General features: G+C 60.8%; 23 protein-coding genes and 1 pseudogene. 17 read left to right on the top strand and 7 right to left on the bottom strand.

All coding sequences use genetic code 11. The annotated features are described in order from the left end of the window. Positions 1-226 precede the first annotated feature (226 nt). From B5527_RS24115 to B5527_RS24100, 4 genes are all read left to right on the top strand, one after another. On the top strand, positions 227-523 hold the full coding sequence (locus B5527_RS24115; protein WP_079607461.1) for a DUF2282 domain-containing protein: 297 nt from the start codon (positions 227-229) through the stop codon (positions 521-523). A 69-nt stretch (positions 524-592) separates the two neighbouring features. Beyond that, on the top strand, positions 593-1501 hold the full coding sequence (locus tag B5527_RS24110) for a DUF692 domain-containing protein (RefSeq protein ID WP_425305021.1): 909 nt from the start codon (positions 593-595) through the stop codon (positions 1499-1501). Continuing rightward, positions 1432-2235: a DNA-binding domain-containing protein gene (locus B5527_RS24105; protein WP_245332236.1), complete on the top strand. Its 804-nt coding sequence runs from the start codon at positions 1432-1434 to the stop codon at positions 2233-2235. Before B5527_RS24110 ends, B5527_RS24105 begins: the two co-directional genes overlap by 70 nt. Before the next feature lie 5 nt (positions 2236-2240). Further along, positions 2241-2714 (top strand): DoxX family protein, encoded by a 474-nt coding sequence (locus tag B5527_RS24100; RefSeq protein ID WP_079603771.1) that lies wholly within the window; start codon positions 2241-2243, stop codon positions 2712-2714. Between the two features lie 143 nt (positions 2715-2857). On the opposite strand, the pseudogene B5527_RS24095 reads toward B5527_RS24100, so the two are convergent. Further along, positions 2858-3964: pseudogene (locus tag B5527_RS24095) on the bottom strand (IS30 family transposase); the annotation flags it as partial. A 150-nt stretch (positions 3965-4114) separates the two neighbouring features. Between B5527_RS24095 and B5527_RS24090 the strand changes: the two are divergent. From B5527_RS24090 to B5527_RS24050, 9 genes are all read left to right on the top strand, one after another. Next, on the top strand, positions 4115-4525 hold the full coding sequence (locus tag B5527_RS24090) for a flagellar basal body rod protein FlgC (protein ID WP_079603770.1): 411 nt from the start codon (positions 4115-4117) through the stop codon (positions 4523-4525). A gap of 465 nt (positions 4526-4990) precedes the next feature. Then, the gene (locus B5527_RS24085; protein WP_079603769.1) at positions 4991-5200 is read left to right on the top strand and encodes a hypothetical protein; all 210 of its coding nucleotides are present in this window, start codon (positions 4991-4993) and stop codon (positions 5198-5200) included. 192 nt (positions 5201-5392) lie between these two features. Beyond that, positions 5393-6670, top strand: a complete 1278-nt coding sequence (locus tag B5527_RS24080; RefSeq protein ID WP_154072490.1) for a hypothetical protein — start codon at positions 5393-5395, stop codon at positions 6668-6670. A gap of 933 nt (positions 6671-7603) precedes the next feature. Continuing rightward, positions 7604-8752: a thiolase domain-containing protein gene (locus B5527_RS24075; protein ID WP_079603767.1), complete on the top strand. Its 1149-nt coding sequence runs from the start codon at positions 7604-7606 to the stop codon at positions 8750-8752. Further along, positions 8752-9141 carry a Zn-ribbon domain-containing OB-fold protein gene (locus tag B5527_RS24070; protein WP_079603766.1) on the top strand — a complete coding sequence of 130 codons (390 nt, stop codon included), beginning with the start codon at positions 8752-8754 and terminating at the stop codon, positions 9139-9141. Before B5527_RS24075 ends, B5527_RS24070 begins: the two co-directional genes overlap by 1 nt. 201 nt (positions 9142-9342) lie before the next feature. Beyond that, positions 9343-10203, top strand: coding sequence for a MaoC family dehydratase (locus B5527_RS24065; protein ID WP_079603765.1), 861 nt, complete (start codon positions 9343-9345; stop codon positions 10201-10203). A 150-nt stretch (positions 10204-10353) separates the two neighbouring features. Continuing rightward, the gene (locus B5527_RS24060) at positions 10354-11232 is read left to right on the top strand and encodes an SDR family oxidoreductase (protein WP_079603764.1); all 879 of its coding nucleotides are present in this window, start codon (positions 10354-10356) and stop codon (positions 11230-11232) included. A 106-nt stretch (positions 11233-11338) separates the two neighbouring features. Next, entirely contained in the window at positions 11339-12295 is a 957-nt protein-coding gene (locus tag B5527_RS24055) for a dihydrodipicolinate synthase family protein (protein ID WP_079603763.1), read from the top strand. 380 nt (positions 12296-12675) lie between these two features. Beyond that, positions 12676-13473, top strand: coding sequence for an NUDIX hydrolase (locus B5527_RS24050; protein ID WP_079603762.1), 798 nt, complete (start codon positions 12676-12678; stop codon positions 13471-13473). Between the two features lie 94 nt (positions 13474-13567). Here the strand turns inward: B5527_RS24050 and urtA are convergent, their stop codons facing one another. Beyond that, positions 13568-14860, bottom strand: coding sequence for an urea ABC transporter substrate-binding protein (gene urtA / locus B5527_RS24045; RefSeq protein ID WP_079603761.1), 1293 nt, complete (start codon positions 14858-14860; stop codon positions 13568-13570). Beyond that, entirely contained in the window at positions 14857-16755 is a 1899-nt protein-coding gene (locus B5527_RS24040) for an adenylate/guanylate cyclase domain-containing protein (protein ID WP_154072489.1), read from the bottom strand. Before B5527_RS24040 ends, urtA begins: the two co-directional genes overlap by 4 nt. An 875-nt stretch (positions 16756-17630) precedes the next feature. Here B5527_RS24040 and B5527_RS24030 point away from each other — a divergent pair. Then, positions 17631-20306 (top strand): PAS domain S-box protein, encoded by a 2676-nt coding sequence (locus tag B5527_RS24030; protein ID WP_079603758.1) that lies wholly within the window; start codon positions 17631-17633, stop codon positions 20304-20306. A 13-nt stretch (positions 20307-20319) separates the two neighbouring features. On the opposite strand, the gene B5527_RS24025 is transcribed toward B5527_RS24030, so the two are convergent. Continuing rightward, positions 20320-20667: a GrlR family regulatory protein gene (locus B5527_RS24025; RefSeq protein ID WP_079603757.1), complete on the bottom strand. Its 348-nt coding sequence runs from the start codon at positions 20665-20667 to the stop codon at positions 20320-20322. 105 nt (positions 20668-20772) lie between these two features. Between B5527_RS24025 and B5527_RS47800 the strand changes: the two genes are divergently transcribed. Next, positions 20773-20895, top strand: coding sequence for a hypothetical protein (locus tag B5527_RS47800; RefSeq protein ID WP_425305020.1), 123 nt, complete (start codon positions 20773-20775; stop codon positions 20893-20895). 118 nt (positions 20896-21013) lie between these two features. Here the strand turns inward: B5527_RS47800 and B5527_RS24015 are convergent, their stop codons facing one another. Beyond that, the gene (locus B5527_RS24015) at positions 21014-21397 is read right to left on the bottom strand and encodes a VOC family protein (protein WP_079603755.1); all 384 of its coding nucleotides are present in this window, start codon (positions 21395-21397) and stop codon (positions 21014-21016) included. Between the two features lie 519 nt (positions 21398-21916). Between B5527_RS24015 and B5527_RS46555 the strand changes: the two genes are divergently transcribed. Together B5527_RS46555 and B5527_RS24005 are read left to right on the top strand one after the other, a co-directional pair. Beyond that, complete coding sequence (locus B5527_RS46555; protein WP_425305019.1) at positions 21917-22366, top strand: hypothetical protein; 450 nt, start codon at positions 21917-21919, stop codon at positions 22364-22366. A gap of 143 nt (positions 22367-22509) precedes the next feature. After that, positions 22510-22968: a hypothetical protein gene (locus B5527_RS24005; protein WP_079603753.1), complete on the top strand. Its 459-nt coding sequence runs from the start codon at positions 22510-22512 to the stop codon at positions 22966-22968. 53 nt (positions 22969-23021) lie between these two features. Here B5527_RS24005 and B5527_RS24000 read toward each other — a convergent pair whose 3' ends face one another. Both B5527_RS24000 and B5527_RS23995 read right to left on the bottom strand, forming a co-directional pair. Then, positions 23022-23270: a hypothetical protein gene (locus tag B5527_RS24000; RefSeq protein ID WP_154072488.1), complete on the bottom strand. Its 249-nt coding sequence runs from the start codon at positions 23268-23270 to the stop codon at positions 23022-23024. Positions 23271-23530: 260 nt separating this feature from the next. Beyond that, positions 23531-24736 (bottom strand): acyltransferase family protein, encoded by a 1206-nt coding sequence (locus B5527_RS23995; RefSeq protein WP_079603751.1) that lies wholly within the window; start codon positions 24734-24736, stop codon positions 23531-23533. Positions 24737-25015 lie beyond the last annotated feature (279 nt).

Below are 25015 nucleotides of genomic sequence, written 5' to 3'. Positions count from 1 at the left end.
CGGCGCAGCGAAAGCGGTATCGTAATAGATCCGATGGTTATCGTAAGATTCCGCCCCGATCACAGGATTGTGAGGGCGGGGGTCGGTAATGTAACAGCGCGACGTGCGTAACGTCCACGCTGGGATTGCTGCGAGCCCCGCCATCGTTCTTCGGCAAGCCGATGGTGAAAGCTGCGTCTACGTCGTCGATCCGCAACGCCTGATGTTACCGGGAAAGGAAACTCCCATGAATTCCAAGAACGTTATCGCCAACGCCACAATCGCCGGCTCCTTCGCCGCCGCGCTCACTATGATCGCTGCCCCGGCATTCGCAGGGCCGAAGCCGCCGCAACCCACCATGGACAAATGCTACGGCATCGCAATGAAGGGTGACAACGACTGCGCGGCTGGCGCCGGTACTACCTGCGCTGGCACCGCGAGTGCCGACTACCAGGGCAACGCCTGGAAGTATGTAGCGAAAGGGACTTGCACGACGATCAAGACACCGAAGGGCACGGGCTCGCTCGAGCCAATCAAATCCTGAGCTAAAAAGAGGCGCACGCCGTCCTACGTGCGCCTCTTTTGCGGCAACACGCAAAGCTGGAACGTACATATGTCCATCGTTCCGAATCTACCCGCCTGTACCGGCGTCGGCTTCAAGCCCGCGCATTTTCGTGACATCCTGGCCGCTCCGCAGCCGCTCGGATTCTTCGAGGTACACGCGGAGAACTACATGGGCGCCGGTGGACCACCGCACGCGCAGCTCGGCGCATTGCGCGAACGCTATGCGTTGTCGGTGCATGGCGTCGGACTTTCGATTGGCTCGATGGAGCCGCTCAATCGCGACCATCTCATGCGGCTCAAATTGCTGTGCGAACGTTACGCGCCGGAGAGTTTCTCGGAGCATCTCGCCTGGTCGTCGCATAACGATGTCTACTTAAATGACCTTCTGCCGCTTCCCTATACGCAGCAGACGCTGGCGCGGGTCGCCGAGCATATCGACGAGGTGCAGACGGCGCTCGGACGCGAGATGCTGCTAGAAAATCCATCTACCTACATTCGTTTTTCCGAAAGCACGATCCCGGAGGTCGACTTCCTCACCGAGGTATCGAAGCGAACCGGATGCGGATTGCTGCTCGACATCAACAACGTCTTCGTGTCGGCGAAAAACCACGGTACGCAGCCTCTAACATATCTGGACTCGTTTCCGTTCGATCAGGTGAAGGAAATCCATCTCGGCGGGCATGACGAGGAAGTGGACGACGTCGGTGCCCCGCTGTTGATCGACACTCACGCATCCCCGATTGCGGAAGCGGTCTGGACGCTCTACGCGCATGTCATCGCCCGCGCCGGCGCGCTTCCGACCTTGATCGAGTGGGATAACGACGTTCCCGATTGGCCGACGCTGCGCGCAGAAGCGGTCACGGCGCAGGATATTCTTTCTGATGCTTCATGCGCGTCGGCAGCAAGAGAGGGGCCATGCTCGCACGGTTCGAGACATCCTTTGCGGATGCGCTGCTAAACGCCGATCGACCGGTTCCTTTCGGCATAACCGCTCATAATGCAGCAGTTCCTACGCGGCGCTTTGCCGTGTATCGCAACAATGTGGTGGTGGGCTTGGGGAAAGCGCTCAAGAGCCGTTTCCCCATGGTCGAGAAGATCGTAGGTGAAGAATTCTTTGCAGCGATGGCGCTGGTCTTCATGAAGGAGCAGCCGCCGCGCTCGCCTCAACTCGCAACTTATGGCGACGTATTTCCCGCTTTCATCGCCGCGTTCGAACCGGCGCGTGAACTACCCTATCTTGCAGACGTGGCGCGGCTCGAGGCCGCGCGCACACGCTCCTATCATGCGGCCGACGCCACGCCCGTCGGCGCGGGCCACTTTGCGGCGCTCAATACCCATGCTGTCGGGGGTATCCGCGTCGGTATGCACCCCTCGACCGAAATCGTTCGCTCCCCATATCCGATCGTCACGATCTGGGCGATGAGCAGCGGCGAGCAGGAGCTTGCGCCAATCGAGAATTGGCGCGGCGAGGACGCGCTCGTCTCTCGCCCGTATCTCGAAGTAGAAGTCCGCGCGCTGCCGCCGGGTGGCGCAGCATTCCTGCTCGCGCTCGCCGCAGGCTGGCCGCTCGGCGAGGCGGCCGAAGCTGCCCTTGCCGACGATCCGAATTTCGACCTGACCGGCAACCTCGCAGGGCTCATCGGCTCGGGCCTTGTGCGGGATATCGTTGTTCCGGAGCCGAAGAAGTACTGACAGCCATGACCAACGTGTTCCCGGTTGTAGCGCGCTCCGGATCGGTTCCGGCACGGATCATTCACCGGGTGATCGCCGCGTTGGGTCGCATCCCCGATTGGTTCATCGCGCTTGCGGCTCGCTTTTTTCCGGCCGCGGTATTCTGGCAGTCCGGTGAGACAAAGGTTGCAGGCTGGCACCTCAAGCCCAGCGCTATCTCGCTCTTCGAGAATGAATATCAGCTTCCGCTGATCGATCCTACGATTGCCGCCTACGTGTCGGCCTTTTCCGAGCATTTTTTCCCGATCCTGCTTGTTATCGGGCTCGCAACGCGATTTTCGGCGTTGGCGCTGCTTTGCATGACAGTGGTGATCGAGATTTTCGTCTATCCCGGCGCCTGGCCAACCCATGGAGTGTGGGCCACTTGTTTGCTTGTCGTGATCGCGCGGGGCCCGGGTTGGCTATCGCTCGATCATTTGATCGCGCGTAAATACCAGTAAAATCCGGATTACGCCCTGCCTATGGCCGTCGACGAAGCAGTCGAATTCAGAAACGGCCTCGCCGTTCGGTTCCCGCCACCTCAACTTGGGACAACCTCTCGCGTCCAGTGAATGACTCGGAATGTCACATTTGGGTAGCCGGCTCAACCGGTCGATGCAACACAGGCGTTAAATCTCTCTGCTGGGGTTTCAAATTGCATGGTCTTACGCGGCCGTTCGTTAAGCTGGCGAGCCACTTTGTTCAAGTGGGCTTGCGAGTGCACCGACAAGTCGGTGCCCTTCGGGAAGTATTGTCGCAGCAGGCCATTGGTGTTCTCATTCGACCCGCGCTGCCACGGGCTTTGCGGATCGCAAAAATAAACGTCGATGTTGGTCGTCAACGTAAATCGTCGATGATCCGTAAGTTCCTTGCCCCGGTCCCAGGTTAGCGATTTATACAGTTCGGTCGGCAGCTTTCTAGCTTGCTTGATGAGCGCGGAGACGACCGATTGGGTGTCTTTGTTGGCCACCTTTGCTAACATCACGTAACGGGTATGACGCTCGACCAAGGTCGCGATATAGCTGTTCTTCGAACCGGACAGCAGATCGCCTTCCCAATGGCCAGGCACCGCTCGATCTTCAACTGCTGCCGGGCGCTGACGGATCGAGACGGGATCCTTGATTTGTCCCCGTCCATCGCCGTGAAGACCTGCCTGTTTCGATCGACGGATCGTGCGCTTCGATCGAAGATGGCAAAGTAGCTCTTTCTTAAGCACTCCGCGAGCTTGAACAAAGAGACTGCGATAGATCGTCTCGTGTGACACCTGACAATTCTCATCTTCAGGATGGGCTCTCTTAAGCCAGCCGGCTATCTGCTCGGGTGCCCAATTTAATCTCAGCTTGCTGGTTACCGCCTGTCGCAACCCGGGATTAGTCGCCAACTTGCAACGTTTCGGACGGCGGGCTCGGGCCCAGGCCTGGTCATCCGCCAGAGCCGCTCGGTATCGATCATAGCCGCCATTCCGGCTAATTTCTCGGCTCACCGTCGAAGGCGAGCGGCCCAGCATCTTGGCTATCGATCGGGCTGATCGATGCGCTGTAATCCCTCTGGAAATCTCCTCCCGCTCCGAAAGCGCCAATGCCAGCCTTGAGCGATGCCTTGCTGCAGGACGGATGCCCCCGTGCGGGGCCACCTGGAAATAAATCGACGATGACGGCTTCCCAAACGCTCGCCCGATCCCCTTCAAAGACTCCCCGCGTTGCCAGCGATTTCATCGCGCTGGAATAATCGTCTAGCGGCCCCGGCCGAATGGTAAACGATCCGTTGTCCCGACCGCTGAAATTCGGCCGCTGACATTGAAGCTTGCTTATGGAGCGCGTGCATTAAGTGATGGCGAGAAGATTTGTCCGACGAGCCCTTGATGAGCAGCATCTCGACAATCGCACTGTCCGGCATGAACGCGGCGGCCCGCCGCCTCGAGGTCTCCGCCTCGAACGTCGCCAATGTCATGAGCACGGGCGCGCTTCCCAACGCCGATGGCACGGTGCCGGCGGGGGCGCCACGGGCCTATGCACCGCTTGAGCTTCTCCAGACCGCGAGCGCCGGCGGGGGCACACAGACGACTGTCACGACGACCACGCCGTCCACGACCGCGGTCTCCGATCCGCAGGCCCCCTTCGCCAACCAGAACGGCCTCGTGGCCGCGCCCAATGTCGACCTCTCCCAGGAGGTGGTCGGCCAGATCATCGCAAGCTACAGTTTTGCCGCCAATGCAACGGTGATGAAGGCAGATGACCGAATGACCAAGGCGCTGCTCAATATCACGGCGTGAGGCCAGGCCGAGGACGTGTTGGGCTGCTCGTTCGCCGATGACCGCTCCGGGTCAATCGCGGCCCGGTCGGGCCAGCAGCAAGTCCGCTCATGTCCGCGATGCCCTGGGAAAAGCGGACATCGATCATTTGCAGCTTGATGGCTGCTTTTGACCCTTAGCGGTCCCGACGCCGTCTGATGCTCTGAGGCGACGGACGGGATCCCGAACAGCCCTCACAGCGAGGCAACAAAAGTGCTAATCTTCAATTCCCACACGGCATGTCGTGTTGCGGGACGGGTTAAATAGGCGTCGTGGATCAGCGGTGGCTTTGGGTCTTGAACGATGTCTGCTTATGCCCTCTCCGACAGGCGCGGAGACCTCTGGTGCGGCCTTTAACGGCGGACGCAATAACCCGCGCAAGAACGTAATACTGAATGAAAGGCAAAAGCGACTTCGGAAAAGGGCGCCAGCATTGCGGAGCTCAAAATGCGAAAGACGCTTGTCACAATTCTCTGCTCGGCGCTGATTGCAGCGTCGTCAATCCAAGCGTCCGCTGCAGCGGAACATCATCATACCCGCAAGGCAAGCCGCAAACCGGTCATGGTCAATGACCAGTACCGCAATTCCAACAATGACCGACCCCGCGATTCCAATGTCGGCGGCACGTGCGGTATTTTTCCTGGCCCATGCCAATGAGAAACAGGGGCAGGCGAATGGCAATTCCAATCGTTGTGCATCGGCGCGCAGTTTGACCCCCAATCGGCGTCGAAGGTTGAGCCCTTCTCCTGGTGGCTTCGCCTCGAAATATCCCCGTTTCCACGCGATGACATAACTGCCTATGAGACGCACTCACACATTGTCCGAATGCCGTTCCCCAGGGAACTTGTCATGCGCCAGCTTGCTCTTATCTGCCTTGCCTGCGTTGGTGTTGTTATTCTTGGCTCTGACGGTTTCGGCCAGATCCCTTCCTCTTCGATAAGAGAGGCCGAAGTCGGTCGGCCGGGCAAGTTGGACGGGGTTTGGCAGTGGACCTTGCCGGATACGCCTGACGGGCTTCACCCTACGCAGAGTTGGCACGCCACCGCGCCCTCACCCGATGGTGATATTTACATAGCCGGGATGGATCACGTCACTAATGCGGCCCTGTACCGGCTCAATTGGCGAGCGGGTAAACTTCAGTTCGTGGGCGATGCTCGGTCGGCCTCCGAAGCCGCCAAGAACTGGATGCCGGGCGAGACCGCACAGAAATTCCATACGCGCCCGCTCTGGCATAGGGGCAAAATCTTCGTCGCAACCATGGATCGGTCGCTCCTGGATGACGGATACCTGAGCCGACGCGGCTTCCACTGGTATGCCTACGATGTCGCCTCGAACAACTTTACGGACTTAAGCGCCTCGGAACCCGGTGGCAGCGCAGTGGCCCACGGCAATGTTGTGACGCTCGCTTCAGACCCCGTGCGAAACGTCATCTACGGCGCGGGTGTGCCGACGGGCGAGATCTACCGCTACGATGTCGCCCGTGGCCGAACGGACATCCTGGGCAGGCCGGACTCATATGACCAACCTTATGTCTACACTGGACGGGTCATGTGGGTGGACTCTCGAGGTCGCCTTTACTTCACGGCGAGCAATTCAAAAAATCCATCAGTGTACGGACATGTCTACTACTATGATCCAGAATCTGGATTTGGCGAGCGTAAAGACTGGCCTCTGCAAGACGGGCAAGCACTTGAGGTCGGCCAATGTTTGGCCGAGGGAAAGCAATGCGTCTTCTCGGACGACAAAGGCCATGTTTACCGCTTCGATGATGACGGCCCGTCCTGGTCGTATCTTGGGCAGATCGAGACCGGCCAGCCAGTTACCTATATCTGGCTATTCGACGTCACGGCTGAAGGCAAAGTTTACGCCGCCACGAGCACGTCGCCGCAGCCAAGCGATTTTACGGCATTGTACGAGTTCGATCTAACAAACGGAAAGACCGAACGGCTGTGTACTCTGGCCGAGCTTGACCCTTCTCTGCGCGATCTCCACATCCACACGGGTTATGCTGCGTGGGACCCCGAGGGGCGGTTCTATTTCGCAAGCTTCAATGGGCACCCCGATCAACCGGTCGTTCTGACCCGTGTGGACCCCACTCGTCTGAAGGCAGCATTAAACAAGCATTGATGAGGTTTGTTTGCCGAGGCCGAATATAATAGCAGGCTTTCGGGTTGCACTCCCTCCGGGCGATGGCTTCGGACTGATTTGCCCGACGGGCGTGCTTGCCGATTTCGTGTCCAGCCCCTTTTGCAAAAATATTCTGTTTTTCCGAAGACCCAAATCAGTCTATATTCCCAGCCGTCCTGTCCCACTCAGAGGGGCGGCTCGCGACGTCACGGACGCGGGGCGGGATGCGGTGGACGCTGATAGCGCTTGTGACGAAGGCGTTTGTCGGCGGACGGCGAAGACGTGTGGTCCTGATGCCTCGACGCCGGCATCAAGTTTGCAAATCTTTTGCAAGCGACGGTGACAAGAAAGCCGATCACCGGGGAGAGCACGGTATAAGCCGTAAACCATTGCGTGCGGGAATGTCGGGTGTTTTCCGATGGCTCGCTGTGAATACTCGTGTGCATACTTACTACCAATAGCGCACACGAGGCTGCGGGTGCATCGGGCGCCCGGCATTCCCCACGCCCTCTGTTTTCAGGGCGGATGTTTTTGGCAAGCCTCGGACGCATCGCGCCGCGAGAATGCGAAGGTGTGTCATACCGTCATTGCGAGCGCAGCGAAGCAATCCATGCAGCAACAAAAAGAAAGAATGGATTGCTTCGCTGCGCTCGCAATGACGTTCCACACACTCTCTAGCCGTCATCGCCCGCGAAGGCGGGCGATCCAGTACTCCGAGACGCCAGCGGTTGAATCGATAAGCCGCGGCGTACTGGTTCCCCGCTTTCGCGGGGATGACGACCATTGGTGGCGGCCCGTTGGCGCCTCAGGAATGAGGGCGGGCATTCCGTGTCGCGGGATTGGCCTTTGCGATTTCGATGGCCGGAACGCTTGCCAAGCCGCCGCCGACAGGCCACAAAAACCGCTGAGAAGAAACGCCAGCGGAGAGCGCTATTGAGCATCAAGGGCAAGGCCTATCTCGCGGGGATCTACGAGCATCCGACCCGGCATGCACCCGACAAATCCACCGCCCAGCTTCATGCCGAGGTCGCCAAGGGCGCGCTGGAAGATGCGGGGCTGACCAAGGCCGATATCGACGGTTATTTCTGCGCCGGCGATGCCCCGGGCGGGGTGATGGCGATGGCCGATTACCTCGGCCTCAAGGTCCGACATTTCGATTCCACCGATACCGGCGGCTGCTCCTATCTGGTTCATCTCGGCCATGCCGCGGAGGCGATCGCCGCCGGCAAATGTTCCGTCGCGCTGATCACGCTGGCCGGCAAGCCGCGCACCGGCGCCATGCCGCCGCGCGCCACCGGTCCCGAGCTCGATTTCGAGGCCGCCTACGGCGCCACCACGCATAACATTTACGGCATGTGCGCCATGCGTCACATGCATGAGTTCGGCACCACCAGCGAGCAGCTGGCCTGGATCAAGGTCGCAGCCTCCCATCACGCGCAATACAATCCGCATGCGATGCTGAAGGAGGTCGTCACTGTTGAGGACGTGCTCAACTCGCCGATGATTTCAGATCCGCTGCACCGGATGGATTGCTGCGTCGTCACCGACGGCGGCGGCGCGCTGATCGTGACGTCGGAAGCGATTGCGCGCAGCCTGAGGAAGCCGCTGGTGCGGATGATCGGCCACGGCGAGGCGCTGAAGGGACCGCGCGGCGGCAAGGATCTCAATCTGACCTATTCGGCCGGTGTGTGGTCGGGCCCGCGGGCCTTCGAAGAGGCCGGCGTGACGCCGAAGGACATCAAATACGCCTCGATCTACGACAGCTTCACCATCACGGTGCTGATGCAGCTTGAGGATCTCGGCTTCTGCAAGAAGGGGGAGGGCGGCAAGTTCGTCGCCGACGGCAACCTGATTTCCGGCGTCGGCAAGCTGCCGTTCAACACCGACGGCGGTGGCCTCTGCAACAACCACCCCGTCAACCGCGGCGGCATGACCAAGATCATCGAAGCGGTGCGGCAGCTGCGGGGAGAAGCCCATCCCAAGGTGCAGGTGCCGAATTGCGATCTGGCCATCGCCCATGGCACCGGCGGCCTGCTCGGCGTCCGCCACGCCGCATCGACCTGCATCCTGGAGCGCGTGTGATGGACTCGACCGTGAAATATCCGGCCCCGCAAGGCAACCCGGAAACAAAACCGTTCTGGGACGCGACCGTCGAGGGCAAATTCCTGATCAAACGCTGCACCGCCTGCGGCGAGGCGCATTACTTTCCGCGCTCGATCTGCCCGTTCTGCTTCTCCGACAAGACGGTGTGGGAGGAAAGCTCGGGGGAGGGCGAGATCTATACGTTCAGCCTGATGCGCAAGTCCGCCTCAGGTCCTTACGCGATCGGCTATGTCACGCTCAGGGAAGGCCCGTCGCTGCTGACCAATTTCGTCGACTGCGACATGACCAAGCTGAGGATCGGCCAGAAGGTAAAAGTGGTATTCAAGACCACCGACGGCGCGCCGCTACCGTTCTTTACGCCGGTGTGAATCTTTTTCCTTCTCCCCTTGTGGGAGAAGGTGGCAGCCGAAGGCTGCCGGATGAGGGGTTCTATCCGCGGGCAACACTGCCCGCTGATACAACCCCTCACCGAAGAGAGTTTGTGGCTGGCGTCCGCGATGCCCTCTCCCACAAGGGGGGAGGGCGACGCAGCGGGCGCCGACAGGAAAAATGGTGGAGAAGATCGCACGATGCCGATCAAGTACGATGAGTTGATGGCGCTGAAAAATTTCGGCCAGAAATACGCCTATGGCGATCGCGAGGTGATGCTCTACGCCTATGGCATCGGCATGGGCGCCGACCCCATGGACGAGAAGGAACTCGCATTCGTCAATGAAGCCGTCGCCACGCCGCGCGCGCTGAAGGTGGTTCCAACCTTCGCCTCGGTCGCGGCATGGGGAGCCGGGCCCGGCGAAATGAATCTCAATCGCGTGATGGTAGTCGACGGCGAGCGCGACATCACCTTCCATAGGCCTCTCGCGACCGCCGCGCATATCACCGCCGATTCCAGCGTGCTCGCCGTGTTCGACAAGGGCAAGGACAAGGGCGCCGTGATCCGGCACAAGACGGTGTTGCGGGACGAAAAGGGCGACGAACTGGCGACACTGGTCGCTTCGCGTTTTGCGCGCGGCGACGGCGGTTTCGGCGGACCGTCGGAAGGCCAGCCCGAACCGCACACAGTGCCGAGCCGCGCGCCGGACAAATCGATCGATATCCCCACGCGTCCCGATCAGGCGCTGGTCTATCGGCTGTGCGGCGACCGCAATCCGCTGCACTCGGATCCCGAATTCGCCAAACGCGCCGGGTTTCCGCGGCCGATCCTGCACGGCATGTGCACCTACGGCATCAGCTGCCGCGGCATTCTGCAGACCTATGCCGATTACGATCCCTCCGCCTTCCGGCAGCACGTCGCGCGATTTTCCTCGCCGGTCTATCCCGGCGAGACCGTAACGATGGATTTGTGGAAGGACGGCCATGTGATTTCGTTCGAAGCCAGAGTGAAGGCGCGCAACGTCGCGGTCATCAAGAGCGGGAAGACAGTGCTGGGGTAAGCTATCGTGCCCCGGACGCAGCGCAGCTCGTAGCGGTGCGCTGCTGAGCCGGGGCCCATCGCTGGAAGCCATAGGTCCCGGCTCTGCGGCGCAGCGTGAAGGACGCTGCACCGCGTCCGGGACACGAGAAACACGAGGGAGCGCAACATCATGGGACTACTCGACGGCAAGGTGGCGCTGATCACGGGGGCGGGCGGCGGGCTCGGCGAGGCCTACGCGAAATTGTTCGCGCGCGAGGGCGCGGCGGTCGTGGTCAACGATCTCGGCGGACCGCGCGACGGCAGCGGGGCCGATGTTTCGATGGCGCAGCAGGTGGTCGATGTGATCAAGGCCGAGGGCGGCCGCGCGGTCGCCAACGGCGCCGATATTTCGACCATGGCCGGCGGGCAGTCGGTGTTCGACGATGCCATCAAGCATTTCGGCCGCGCCGACATCCTCGTCAACAATGCCGGCATCCTGCTCGACCAGACCTTTGCCAAGGCCACCGAGGCCGCCTGGGACAAGGTCTTGAAGGTGCATCTGAAGGGTACTTTCTGCGTCACCCAGCCGGTGTTCCGCTGGATGCGCGAGAATGGCGGCGGCGTCATCGTCAATACGTCATCGACCTCGGGCCTGATCGGCAATTTCGGCCAGACCAATTACGGCGCGGCCAAGGGCGGCATTTTCGGCCTGACCAACGTGCTGGCGATCGAGGGCCGCAAATACAATATCCGCCTGTGGTGCCTGGCACCGGGCGCGCTGACCCGGATGACATCGGATCTGCCGCGCTATATCGAGAATCCCGGCGCCGCACTGGGACCCGATGGCATCGCGCCGGCCGTGCTATACATGGTCAGCGATTTGTCGGGTGACCAGACTGGGAAGATCCTCGGCGTCTCCGGCCCACGCGGCGTGCGCGAGATGCGGATGATGGAAAAGCCCGGCTGGAAGCCGCCCCATCAGGGCTGGCAGGCGCAGGATATCGTCGAACACGCCAAGGAGATTTTCTTCTCCGAGGAAGAGATCAAGATGGGCGCAAGAAGGTTTTGAGGGAAACGTCATTCCGGGGCGATGCGCAGCATCGAACCCGGAATCTCGAGATTCCGGGTTCACGCTTCGCGTGCCCCGGAATGACCACAGCGAACAGAGGCACCAAATGACAAAACTCACCCACCAGGCCGCAGGCACCTTCGCGATCGCGCCGACGCCGTTCCACGACGATGGCCGCATCGACGAAAAATCGATCGACCGGCTGACCGACTTCTACGCCGAGGTCGGCTGCGACGGCGTCACCGTGCTCGGCATTTTGGGCGAAGCGCCGAAGCTGGAAGCCTCGGAAGCAGAGGAGGTGGCAAAACGCTTCGTCAAGCGCGCGAAAAACATGCAGATCATCGTCGGCGTTTCCGCGCCGGGATTTGCGGCGATGCGCTCGCTGGCGCGCGCCTCGATGGATGCCGGCGCCGCCGGGGTCATGATCGCGCCGCCGCCGTACTTGCGCACTGACGATCAGATCATCGGCTACTTCAAGCAGGCGGTGGAAGCGGTCGGCGACGACATTCCCTGGGTGCTGCAGGACTATCCGCTGACGTTGTCGGTGGTATTCACGCCGGCCGTGATCCGCAGAATCGTGATGGACAGCCCGTCCTGCGTGATGCTCAAGCACGAGGACTGGCCGGGACTGGAAAAGATTTCCGCGCTACGCGGCTTCCAGAAGGACGGCTCGCTGCGGCCGTTGTCGATCCTGACAGGCAATGGCGGACTGTTTCTCGATTTCGAAATGGAGCGCGGCGCCGACGGCGCCATGACCGGCTATGCCTTCCCGGAATTGCTGATCGACGTGGTGAAATTGTCCAAAGCAGGCAAGCGCGATGCCGCGCATGATCTGTTCGATGCGCATCTGCCGCTGATCCGCTACGAGCAACAGCCCGGCGCGGGCCTCGCCGTGCGCAAATACGTGCTGCAAAAGCGCGGCGTGATCGCCTCGGGCGCGCAGCGCAAGCCGGGTTCAAGCATGACCGCGGCCGCGAGGGCCGAAGTGGATTACCTGCTGTCACGGGTGGCGCGGGTCGACAAGCGCGCCAATTTGCAGCCGCAATCCAGCGCGGCAGAGTAGTCCGATCCTCATGGTGAGGAGGCGCACTTGCGCCGTCTCGAACCATGAGAGCCCGTATTTCTCATCCTTCGAGACGCGGCCAAGAGGCCGCTCCTCAGGATGAGGAACCCTCATGGTGAGGAGGCGCCTTTTGCGCCGTCTCGAACCGTGAGCCAATATAGTTCTCATCCTTCGAGACGCGGCCAAGAGGCCGCTCCTCAGGATGAGGAACCCTCATGGTGAGGAGGCGCCTTTTGCGCCGTCTCGAACCATGAGCCTATATATTTCTCATCGTTCGAGACGCGGCCAAGAGGCCGCTCCTCGGGATGAGGGGCCCTCGTGGTGAGGAGCGCGTCTTCGCGCGTCTCGAACCACGAGGAGAGATCAGGAGTAGATTGACTATGCCCGCCGAAGCCGTCGCACCGCGCCCTGCATCCACCATCCTTTTGCTGCGCGACAGCGCCGCGGGCGAAATCGAGGTCTTCATGATGGTGCGCCATTATGAGATCGATTTTAACTCGGGCGCGCTGGTGTTTCCCGGCGGCAGTGTCGACAAGGGCGACAAGGACATCATCGCCAGCCCCGAGCTCTATTCCGGCGGCGAGGGGCTTGAGGCCGGCGCTTTAAGCTTTCGGATCGCCGCGATCCGCGAAACGTTTGAGGAAAGCGGTATCCTGCTTGCGCGCCCCCGCGGATCGACAGCCCTGGTCGACGCCAAGCGCGCAAGTCAGATCGAAGCTGCCCATCGCGCTGCCCTGTGCGAAGGCAAGACCACCTTTCTAAAAGTCCTCACCGACAATGGCATGCTGCTGGCGCTCGACGAACTCGTGCCCTATGCACACTGGATCACGCCCGAGGGGATGCCGAAGCGGTTCGACACCTGGTTCTTTGTCGCCGCGGCACCGCCGGAACAGGCCGGTGCCCACGACGGCAAGGAATCCACGGACTCGATTTGGGCATCGCCGCGCGAAGCGCTGGCTGGTGGCGAGAGCGGACGGTTCAAATTGCCGTTTCCGACCACGCGCAACCTGATCAGGCTCGGCAAGCAGCCAAGCGTGAAGGCCGCATTGGATGACAGCAAAGGCAAGGCGATCGTCACCGTGATGCCGGTCATGACGAAACTCAATGGCGGCCGTCAACTGCGGATCCCGCTGGAGGCTGGCTACGACGGCGAGGTGTTTGAAGTCGGCGCGCTGTGACGTTCTCGTCATACCCTTCAACAGCACACTGGCGTAACAGCTTCGCCGCCCATCGAAGTCATTTGAGCGCCAACCCGACTTTTCAAAAGGGCTTTCACCAATCCTTGAAGGTCGGTTCGATGCAACCTCCGCATACCCAGGGAAAGGTCCAATCCGCGGTGCGCCTGGCGCTGTCCGGAATATATTTGCTCCACGCGTCGGCCCTGACCGCGCTCATCGACTGCCAAACGACATCAAAGGTTCCGGAAGAATTTATTTTGCCTATCATGACTGGCTTGGAAAGATGATGATTAGTGTTCATCACAACCTCGAAGCCGCTCGGCGCCTTGATTCTTTGGCCGTACATGGCCTGCCGGACTGCATCTACGTCGATGGTGCCCGCTTGGACAACGGCTTGCGCCCACATCCTGAAGCCAATGAAGGTGGCTTCCATCGGGTCATTTGTGGTTCTGTCCCGTTCCGCGTTGAAGTCCTCCCACATTTTGATGAACGCTTCGTTTTCTGGTGACTTGATCGACTGGAAGTAATTCCAGGCCGCTAGGTGCCCGATGAGGGGAGTGGTGTCCAGGCCGAACAATTCGCGCTCGCCGATCGAGAAGGCCATGACAGGAATGACGCCAGCGTCGACCTTTTGGGCTGCGAGTTCCCTGTAGAAGTACGTATTCGCATCGCCGTTAATGGTTGAAATCACGGCTGTCTTTTTTCCCTCCGAACCGAAGGCTTTGATCCGCTCGACGATCCCTCGCCAGTCGGAATAGCCGAACGGCGTATAAATCGTCGTAATGTCGTCTGGCGATACCCCCTCTGCGGTGAGATACGCGTTCAGGATCCGATTGGTCGTGCGCGGATAGACGTAGTCAGTGCCGAGCAGAACCCATCTGCGAACTTCGCCTCCTTGCTTGCTCATCAGATATCGTACGGCCGGAATTGCCTGCTGGTTGGGCGAGGCTCCCGTGTAGAAAACGTTGCGCGAGCTCTCTTCACCCTCATATTGCACCGGGTAGAAGAGCAGGCCGTTCAGTTGCTCGAAGATGGGCAGCACGGATTTGCGGGAGGCGGAGGTCCAGCAGCCGAACACGACCGCGACCTTTTCCTTCGTGAGCAGCTCCCGGGCTTTTTCGGCAAAGACGTCCCAATTGGACGCGGGATCAACGATGATCGGTTCCAGTTTCCGTCCGAGCAGCCCACCTTTCTTGTTCTGGTCTTCTATCAGCATGAGAACCGTGTCCTTAAGTACCGATTCGCTGATCGCCATGGTGCCGGACAGAGAATGCAGAATACCGATCTTGATGGTATCCTCGCCTGCGCGAGCCGCTGGAACGACGAGCACGAGTTGCAGAACGAGCAATCCCAGGACGATACTTCGCAGGACCGAAGCTGACTTCATGTCGATGCCCCGACGAGTTCGAAAATGCGGGTTTCCCTGGTCATTCCCTTGGCAATGACCGCCTCGAAGGCTCTGAACTGGAAGCAGTGCTGAACCCGCAAATGGACGGCTTCGCTCACGAGGATGGCGGTCCCAAACTGCTTGTTCAGGCCTTCAAGGCGCGCTGCCAGGTTTACCGTATTGCCAAGAGCAGTGTAGTTCATGCGCTCGGTCGAGCCGAGGTTGCCGACGACGGCTTCCCCGACATGAATGCCAAACCGCGTGAAGAATGGCTTCAGACCCTCAGTTTCAAATTCGGAATTGAGCTTTTCGCTCGCCAGTCTGCCCGCAAGAGCTGCCCGGCAAGCTCGCTCGACGTGGTCAAGCTGTGGATTGGGTGCGTTCCAGAACACCATCACGGCGTCACCAATGAACTTGTCGATTGTTCCGCCTTCAGCGAGGAAAGCCTCTGTAAGCGCGGAGAAATAGCGCGACGTTTGGTGCATGAGAAGGTCGGGGTCGGCGGACTCGGCGATCGTCGTAAAATCCCGGACGTCGGTGAAAACGACGGTGATCTCCTCTCGGACTCCGCCAAGTTCTGTGGAGATGGAATTATCGATGACCCGCTGGACGAGTTCCTTAGGGACAAAGTGGGCGAACGACCATATGGCGCGCTGTGCGAGCTTCATCGCACTGCCAAGCTCGTGAATTTCCTTGATGTGTGATGCGAACGGCGAGGGGGCGGGCTCAGCCAGCATCTGGAGTTTAATTGCCTCAGCCGTTAAGGTTTTCAACGATCGAGACATTCCGCTACCAAATATCCAAACGACCGGAATAAAGGCAGCACCGCCAATAATTGCGAGGATTAGTCCGGTGAACTGGACCCTCCGAACATCTTGGACAAAGTCGTCTTGGGCCGCCAGCAACAATATGTTGGCGTTGTATTGCTCGCCCAGCGTGAATTTCGCCACCCTGAACAGATAGTCCCGCCCTTGGTCGTCACGGATACTTCCGTCGTAGTGGTCGCGACCATGCGACCTTCGCAAGACTGCCGCCACGATCCCGGAGTTGATCTCCTTGATGTTTGGCAATTGCGGTCGGGATGGATGTGTCATCTCATCGACCACGAACTGTGCAAAATTCGGGTGGGCTATAAGCGCGCCAGTCGAGTCGAAAATCACGACGATCCCGTGCTCTCCAGGCCGTTGCGCCTGGACGAAATCGCTGAAGGTGTCGAGCTTGAGATCGGCGGCAATGACGCCGGGCACTTTGCCTCGCAAGGGTGCGCTAACCGTGATCACCGGTGCGCCGATGCTGAACGCAAGATAAGGCGATGAGACCAGCGATCGGTCGGCTTTCATCGTCTCGCGATACCAGAATCGCTCGCGCGGGTCGTATCCATATTTCCATAGATCAAGTTGTCCGACTTCGTCGCCCTGCTGATCGTCAAAAATTCGTCGCATGGGCAGTTCGCCATCGGGGGTGGGGCGGATCAAATTAATCGCAATGTCGGCACCAGGCGTCGCACGCAACCTCCCGCGCTGTTCATCGTTGAGTTCGCTAATGCGCCGAACCTGCAACCAGGCGCCGTTTTCGAAACCGGCATACACACTGTCTATTTGGGGCAATTCCTGCAGTACGGCTTTGAATAGCGGGATCGCAGGGCCGCTCTCGGTTCTCTCATTTGAATCGGCCACAGTGGAACTGGTCGCCAGCACATTCACCAACGAAGCCAGGGCGGTTATCTCGGTCTGAAGGCGTCCGAAGGCCTTCGTACTGGTCGCGTCCATATAGGCAGACGCAGCTTCCCGCGTGGCCAAACGAAGAGACCGGACCTGAATGGCGATCAGCAGCGCGGCTAGAGCGACGATGAACGCCATCACTCCGAAGGTGATCGAGGTTCGAAATGTAAACATCCCGCGCGCCTTCCTCGATACAAGGATGCAGCCGGTAAATCTCATCGCCGCACGCAACTACGAGCACCGCTCAACCGGACTCAATGTCCGCTCAGCACCAGGGTCTTGACCGGAAGCAGCAGGGCCTGGATGCGCAACAGCATTGCATGCACGAGCCGACCTCATCAGGGATTATTAAGCTTGGGACGTATGTTATCTTTGAACTCATCATTCGGGAAGCGGTTGAGCAGGCCGTGATGTGCTTCGGGTCAAATAGTCGGTTCAAGGCCCTCATCCTCCCAGGGCCCCCCAAAAATAATTTCTGAATTTCAGAAATATTGCTTGCGGCCTGACCCAAATCAGCAATATATCCCTCGCCGTCCCGTCCCACTCAGAGGGGCGGCTCGCGACGTCACGGACGCGGGGCGGGATGCGGTGGACGCGGCGGCGCGCTTGACGGGCGTTGCTTGCAGCGGACGGCGAAGACGTGTGGTCCTGACGCCCCGACGCTGGCGTCAAGTTTGCGGATTAATCCGCGTAACGACGGTGGCAAGAAAGCCGATCACCGGGGAGAGCACGGTATAAGCCGTAAACCATTGCGTGCGGGAATGTCGGGTGATTTCCGATGGCTCGCTGTGAATACTCGTGTGCATACTTGCTACCAATAGCGCACACGAGGCTGCGGGTGCATCGGGCGCCCGGCATTCCCCACGCCCTCTGTTTTCAGGGCGAAAGTTTCCTGCACAACTCGGGCGTATCGCGCCGCGGGGGCGCGAACGCACGTCTGAAATTGGCCTTGTCCCGCTCTTGCTGCCGGCCCGAGGGGGCTGGCATGTTCCCCTAGGGGCGGATTCCAGCGTATAAAAGTGTATTGCCCGGAGCCGGTCCCGATCACCATGCCCTTTGCTGCCATCGTCCAACGGATACGGTCGTTCTCACTTTCGATCGGTCAGCTGACCTTTGCCAGCTTTATGCTGCTGCTGGCGATGATCGTGATGACCAGCGTCGCCAGCGTTGTCTCGATCCGCCACATCGATACCACCTTTGCCGAGTTGCAGCATCTCGAGCGCCTCGGCGACGTGGCGGAGGAGATCGACCGGCGCATGAACGAGCTCAGGCTCGCGGCACGCGACTTCGTGACCGATCCGGCGGCGCCGTCCAATCAGGTCTGGGAGGCGGCTTCGTCGCTGAACGAGCTCTTGAAAAAGACCCGGCTCGAGCTTGCTCCCGAGCAGCAGAAAATGATCGACGGCGTCTCCGCCCGGCTGCAGAACTACCGCGATGGTATCGAGCGCGTCACCGCTTTGATCGCGCACCGCGCGGACCTGGTCGCGGCCTTGCCGCCGGTGCGCGCACGCCTCGAATCGGCGGTCGCCGCGGTCCCGGACCGGCTCACCGCGCGCAATCTGTTTCGGGCGCAAAACCAGATCGCCGAGACGCTGCTGGCGCACGATCCCACGGCTGCCGGACAATCGGCGCAGCGCATGCGGGCGCTGTCGATCGACGATCCGGCGCTGCGCTCCGCGGCCGACGCCTATGCTGACGCGATCATTTCGATCTCTGACACCGAAAGCGAGATCGCCAGACTCGACAAGGAAGTGCTGGGCACCGAGGGCCGGCTGATCGGCCGGGTCACCGATTTGTTGCGGGACCTGAGTGCGAGCAGGGGCCGCGTGCTCTCCAACGATTTTGCCAGAACGCTTTCCCACGACAAGTGGCAGAGCATCCTCCTCGGAATTCTGGGCGTTCTGATCGGCCTCGCCGCGGCGCTGTTCGTGGTGCGCCGTACCGTTCGTCCGCTCAAGGCGATCGCCGGCGCGATCCGCTCGCTCGCCGGCGGCGAGAAGCACACCTCGATCCCGGCCACCGATGTGAGGAACGAAATCGGCGATATCGCCCGTGCCGCCGAGGTGTTCCGCCGCACGCTGGTCGACGCCGACGCCGCGCGCGAAGCGGCGGTCCACGCGCTGGCCGAGCAGCGGCTGGCCGAGGAAAGCTATCGCAAGCTGTTCGAAGGATCGGTCGACGGGATCTACGTTACGACGCCGGGCGGCGCGCTTCTCAACGCCAATCCGGCGCTGGCACGGATGATGGGGTACGATACGCCGGAAGATCTGATCAACGGCATCGGGAACATCACGGAGACGATTTACGTTCATCCGGCGGCGCGCGTGCAATACAAGTTACTGATGGAGCGCGACGGCATGGTGCGCGAGTTCGAATATCAGGTGCGCTCGCGCGACGGCACGGTCCTCTGGCTCTCCGACAGCGCCACTGTGGTGCGCGACGAAGCTGGCGAAGTCGTCCGCTACGAAGGGACGGTACGCGACATCACCGATCAGAAGCGCGCCGAAGACGCGATCGCCGAAGGCCGGCGGCGGCTGCAGCAGGTGATCGACACTGTTCCCGCCGTGATCAACGTCAAGGACAGGCAGCTCCGCTATATTCTGATGAACCGTTACATGGCCGGGATTTTCGGCATCGAGCCGGCGGACGCGATCGGCCGCACCACCACCGACCTGATGTCGCGCTACGGCGCGCGAAAAACCGACGAGAACGACAGGCGGGTGCTCGAGGGGGGCAGGGAGCTCGGGTTCTATGAGGAGGAATATCCGGATTCCTCCGGCAATTTGCGGCAATGGCTGGTGAACAAGCTGCCGCTGCTCGACGCCGACGGCGAGATCGAAAATATCGTCACCGTCGGACTCGACATCGGCGAGCGCAAACGCGGCGAACTGGAGATGCGCAAGGCCAAGGACGCCGCCGAAGCTGCGTTGCGCAATCTGCGGGAGACCCAGAATTCACTGATCGAGGCGGAAAAGCTTGCCGCGCTCGGGCGGCTGGTGGCCGGTGTCGCCCACGAAGTCAACAACCCCGTCGGCATCAGCCTGACGGTTGCCTCGTCGCTGGAACGCAAGACGGCGCTGTTCGCCGCCGAGGTCGCGCGCGGCGACCTCCGGCGATCCGCTCTGAACGAATTTCTAGCAACCAGCCGCGATGCCTCCTCGCAGTTGGTGGCCAATCTCAATCGCGCGGCCGAACTGATCACCTCGTTCAAGCAGGTGGCCGCCGACCGGAACTATTCGGATCAGCGTACGTTCGACCTCGGCGATCTGACCGAGCAGGTCGTGATGAGCCTGCGGCCGGGGCTGCGGAAGCATAACCTCGCGCTCAACGTCGACTGCCAGCCCAATCTCACCATGAACAGCTATCCCGGGCCCTACGGACAGGTGCTGACCAACCTGTTCCTCAATGCGGTGGCGCACGCCTTTCCCGACGGCAAGCCCGGCGCGGTCGATATTCAGGTGCGGGAGGCCGGCAAGGACAATGTCGAGATCATTTTCTCCGACAACGGCTGCGGCATGAGCCTCGACGTCCGGCGCCGCGCGTTCGATCCGTTCTTCACGACACGGCGCGATCAGGGCGGCACCGGGCTCGGCCTGCACATCGTCTACAGCATCGTGACCAATCGCCTTGGCGGCCGGCTCGATCTGGATTCCCAACCCGGTGGAGGCACCCGAATCCAGATGATCCTGCCCCGGGTGGCGCCGCTCAAGCAGGCCGCCGAGTAAGGCGGAGGACGCGCTATTCGACCTCGGCCAGTTTGCGCAGCGTCGCCTTGAAGATCTGGCTGGCTTTGCCGACCAGCGCCGTGCCATCCATGACAGCCGCGGTGTCAGTGAAGGTGCCGAAGACGCCGATTCCGACCGGGCTAGGCCCTCCGAACAGTGGATTGGCATCGGGACTGCTGGTGTGGCGCTGGACCAGGACCTCGCCCTTGAAGGTATCGCCCCTGGCCGTATAGCTGCCGGTGTAAAACAGATAGGCGTCGCCACCGACGATCTTGCCATCCCGGAACATGATCACGCCGCTGCCTTTGCCGGATCGGCCATCCTGCAGGCTGACATGGATCGAATACAGACCGTTCTTCATGATGTGGCCGGTTGCGACGTCCGCCCCAGGGGGGGGGCGGTATGCTGTTATGCCAAAGCGCGGCACACAGCGTCAACGCCGTCAGGTTCCCCGCGGGCACTGAGCTTGGCCCAAATCTGCGACGCCGGCGGCACCGCGGTCGGCGATGTCGACTGTGAGTCCGGTAACGGACACTACCTTGTGCGTATCAATGGCGAGCGGGTCGATGTGCCCGGCGAGAAGCCTTGATATCCGATCCGAACCGAACCGAACCGGTCGGACGAACCTCGGGGTGGCCGACACGCGGTATCTCGGGCCGACCGTCCGATGCTTCATGCCGGGCAGCATGACCCGGCCGACGCGGTGGTCACGTGTATTTCTTGTCGCGCTCCAGGAGTTCGACCGAGATGCCCTGCGGCCCGCGAATAAAGCAGATGCGGACGCCCGGCCGAATCGTGGTCGGCTCCCTGGTGAACTCGACACCCTTGGCCTTGATCTCGGCGGCCACCGCGTCGATATCCTTCACCGCCAATCCGAAATGATCGAGCCCCTCGTAGGGTGTCACCGGCGGCGCATTGACGCCGTCGCCGGCCGCGACCGGCGCGATGAACACATTGGCGCCGCCGAGCTTGACGTCGATGCGCCCGGTGCCGCGGATGATGACGCCGCCGAGGATATCCTCCAGCCAGGCCGCAGTCGCCTCGGGATCGGGGCTGCGCAGGTGAATATGGTCCCAGGTGACTATCGGCATCGTCGCTCTCCCCTTTGGCTGCCTATGCGCCGCTCGTGGCGCTGCCTTGGATGACCGCGGCTGCCGCTTGCGGTGTGGGCGGACAACTTTAGCGGCCGCATCGGCGCATGGCTATCCCCTCGGTTCCCGACCGGACCGGGATCGCCACCGCTCACCAATATTATTGCATTTGGATGCAACCATTTCCGGCTTCGTCGATTGATGCACCAGCGGCGGAACCGCACAATCGGCAGTCGCGTCGGGAGCCGTGCGGTGTAATGCCCGCGCGGCTTTTTATTGTCCTGTTGCGCGGAGCAAGCAGGCTGATTTTGCTTCGCCGCCTGCGAGGGCATGGCTATGGCAATCGATGTTAAGCCGTCTCCGGGGGGCATGACTTGGTTGATCGGTCGCAACGACGATCCACGAAAGGTTCCCTTCGGAACATTTAGAGCCAGGTTCCTCTTGCTATCCGCTGTCGTTACCGCCGGGTTTTTGACATGGATGACACTTTCCGGCCCGAGCGATGCCGGGAGTCAGCCCGTGCCCGTCCGGTCGCCGGTCCTGACTTCAGCTCAGCAGACGTCCCGGTTCGATCCGAGGATCACCACGACGCAGGCGACCTTGGCGATGCCAGCGGATGAGAGCGCGCCCGCGCAGCCGGCTGCTCCGGCGGAGGCCATCACGCCTGCGGAGCCGGCGCCGGTCGGTGGGCTCAAGATTACATCGCAGTCCTGGCGGCGGGGCGGGCTGGGCTCGAAGGCCCTGATCACCTTCACGCTCCGCAACCGCAACGATTACGCGGTCAAGGACATCGAGATTTCCTGTGCCTTTGCCCGCAGGGACGGCAGCCATCTGACCGACCGTACGCGCGTCATCCATGACACCGTTAATATGAAGAGCCGCAAAACCTTTGCGCGCCTCCATGTTGGGTTCGTCAACATCAACGCCAACAAGGCGAAATGCGCGCTGGTCACGGCCAGCCACATCTAGTCCGGGATATTTCTAGTCCGGGATACTTCGCGGAGGAACCGGTAACTTCGTTGTTATCTCGCCACGGCAGCACTAGGAACCAATCGTACCATCCCTAGTTAAGGGAATGGTGCGTGTGCTCGCGTGGATGGAGCTATATTTAAATGCCACTGGCGCGATATTTTTTCTTTGTTGGCGCAGCGCTGCTGGCGCTGCTGTTTATTTCGGACGCGTATCTGCCGAAGTTGCCGGTTGCGGACAACACCGTTGCTGCGGCTGACCCACCCCTGATCCGGATTCACTCCGACCGCAAGTGGCCCGAGCGCGTTGTTTTCGATACCAGCGTGCCGACGATCATGCCGGGGCCGGCTGCGAACACGGTGGCCAGTGTCGCGGCCCCGGCAACGGTCGCCGACGTCTCGGCCAAAGTGCGCGTGCGTGAGGCATTTGCGCAGTTGCAGCCGCCCTCTGATCCGACGAAGTTACACCCAGCCGATACCAAAAAGCCGGAATCGAAGCCGCAACACAAACGCAGAATCGCAAGAAGCCGCCCGAACCCGCCGACCATGCTGGCCGCACAGCAACCGCGGTTTGGCTTTTTTGGCAACAGCGGGTGGTGGTGAGCGGGTTTACCCGAATAAGCCGCCAATGGCGCCGGCGGATTTCCAGCTATTTCTCAGCAGCCGCGGCAGATACTTTTGATCTGGCTGTTCAAGAGCTTGTCGCGATCATCCGATGCCGCCTTCATGTAGCTGTCATTACCGTGGCGGCGACCACCACCCGCGCTGTGCGCCCCGGGCATGCCGTGGCCGCCAAACGCCCGGCCCATTCCGTGGCCGCCAAATCCGTGACCGCCGCGTGCGTCCGCGGGGAGCGGCGACGTTGCCACAATTGCTGCCGCAGCCAAAGCGGTGGTGACAATCAACGCCCAGCGCGCCGTCTCAAGCCAGTTTTGCCGTAGAATCATCCGACCATGATACCGCTCGACAAGGCCAAATCTAGGCAGGGCTGATCACACGGGCGAGAGCGGGTTTGTGGAATCGTTGCCTTCGGGCGGACGCCTAGCACCGTTTAGCCTCCGTTTGCTTTCGCGTTACCGATCCGCCGGCGAGGGATCGACGGTGGTCTTGCAAGCACCGCCCATGGCCGAACACCGCCCTGACAATGGCCGCACCACCGCGCGCGCTATTGCCGTGAAGGTCGATCCATTACGATCGGTGAAAGCGGGTTGTCATGGGCGGCAGTATCCCAGCGAAGTCTCGTTGGCCACTCGTACCTGAAACGATGGCCCAACCTCTGGGCTGGCCGTTCGACGCAGCGGTAAAGCACCGCGCAAAACACAAACGTTGAAACCATGGCCGCGGATAGCAACACGATATCGATCGGCGAGGTCAGTTGCTCGCCACGACGCGCCAGCACAAAGAACAATTCCTTAAACGACGGGTGAAAGAGATAAAGTGAGTAGGAGATCGCGCCGACCGCAGCGAGGTTTTTGCTGCGCAGCCAGGCCGTTGACGGTTTGCCGGACCACACGAGGACGCTGGTCAGGATCACACCATACAGCAGCGCGAGATAGGCGTGACCGAAGTGATACTCGGCAAGGTGGCTAAAATCCGAGCGCAAAGACCAAGTATAAAACGGAACGATCGCCATGAGGATCGCCAGCGCGGCGAGCAACGCTTTCCGCCGCAATACGATCGCGGACCACACCGCGGAATGGCGATAAGCGATCGCGATCACGCCGCCGGCACACAATCCGTCGAGGCGGAATACCGTAACGACATAGGGTGAGAGCATCTGTTCGGGATGAAGATAGAAATACGCCGATCGCGCGATCAGCGAAACGATGCCGATCGCAACCAGCGTCTTCAACAGCCATCGCGGCGGCAACAGCAGGATCAGCATCGGCGCAAACAGATAAAATTGTTCCTCGATCGCGAGCGACCAGGTCCCTCCGCTCAACGTCGCGCCGTAGCTATTGGTAGAGGCCATCACCCAATTCTGGGTGAAGGTCAGCAGCGACCACAGGGGCAATTCGCGGCCGAAATATGCTTCCGCACGGGCGTTCAAAACCTTGAAAAGCAGCCAGCAGACGCCCACCAGAATCAGATAGGGCGGCAGGATGCGCAGCGCGCGGCGCGCGTAGAATGTCGTGAAATAGTTTGGGCTGTCGCGGTTGTCGACCAGGATCCCGATGATCAGAAATCCCGACAGCACAAAAAAAAGATCGACGCCGGTTCGGCCGAAAATCAGATAGCGCCACGCCAGATATTGAACGTCGCCTTGCGAGGGGTCGACCAACATTCCCGTGAAGTGCCAGAGCAGCACGAGCAATATCGCAATTCCGCGCACGCCATCGAGTTCGGGTATTCTCTTTTCTGAAATTGGCATTACCGGAACCTACACCGGCCCCCGTGCAAACAGGCTTGGGCCCAAGCTTTTACCGCAATCCGCGACCACTGCGTCTCTCCGGTAGGCGCGATCGAGTAGCGTCGATTGGCTTCTCGATCAAGGGCCTCAGGTTTGACGAACCCGTCAAAGAGCCGGAAAGCAGTGCGCGGCCAATACTGTTCGAAAGTTATCGCAGTGCTCGAAACATTCTCGCAGAGCAACGCCCGTCCCGATCGGGCGAGCTTATTCGTTTTTGTGCTCTTCGGCTAACTGACCTGG

This window comes from Bradyrhizobium erythrophlei, from assembly GCF_900129425.1.
GTDB classification, from domain to species: Bacteria; Pseudomonadota; Alphaproteobacteria; order Rhizobiales; family Xanthobacteraceae; genus Bradyrhizobium; species Bradyrhizobium erythrophlei_C.
This window is presented reverse-complemented; position numbering and strand designations above follow the sequence as displayed.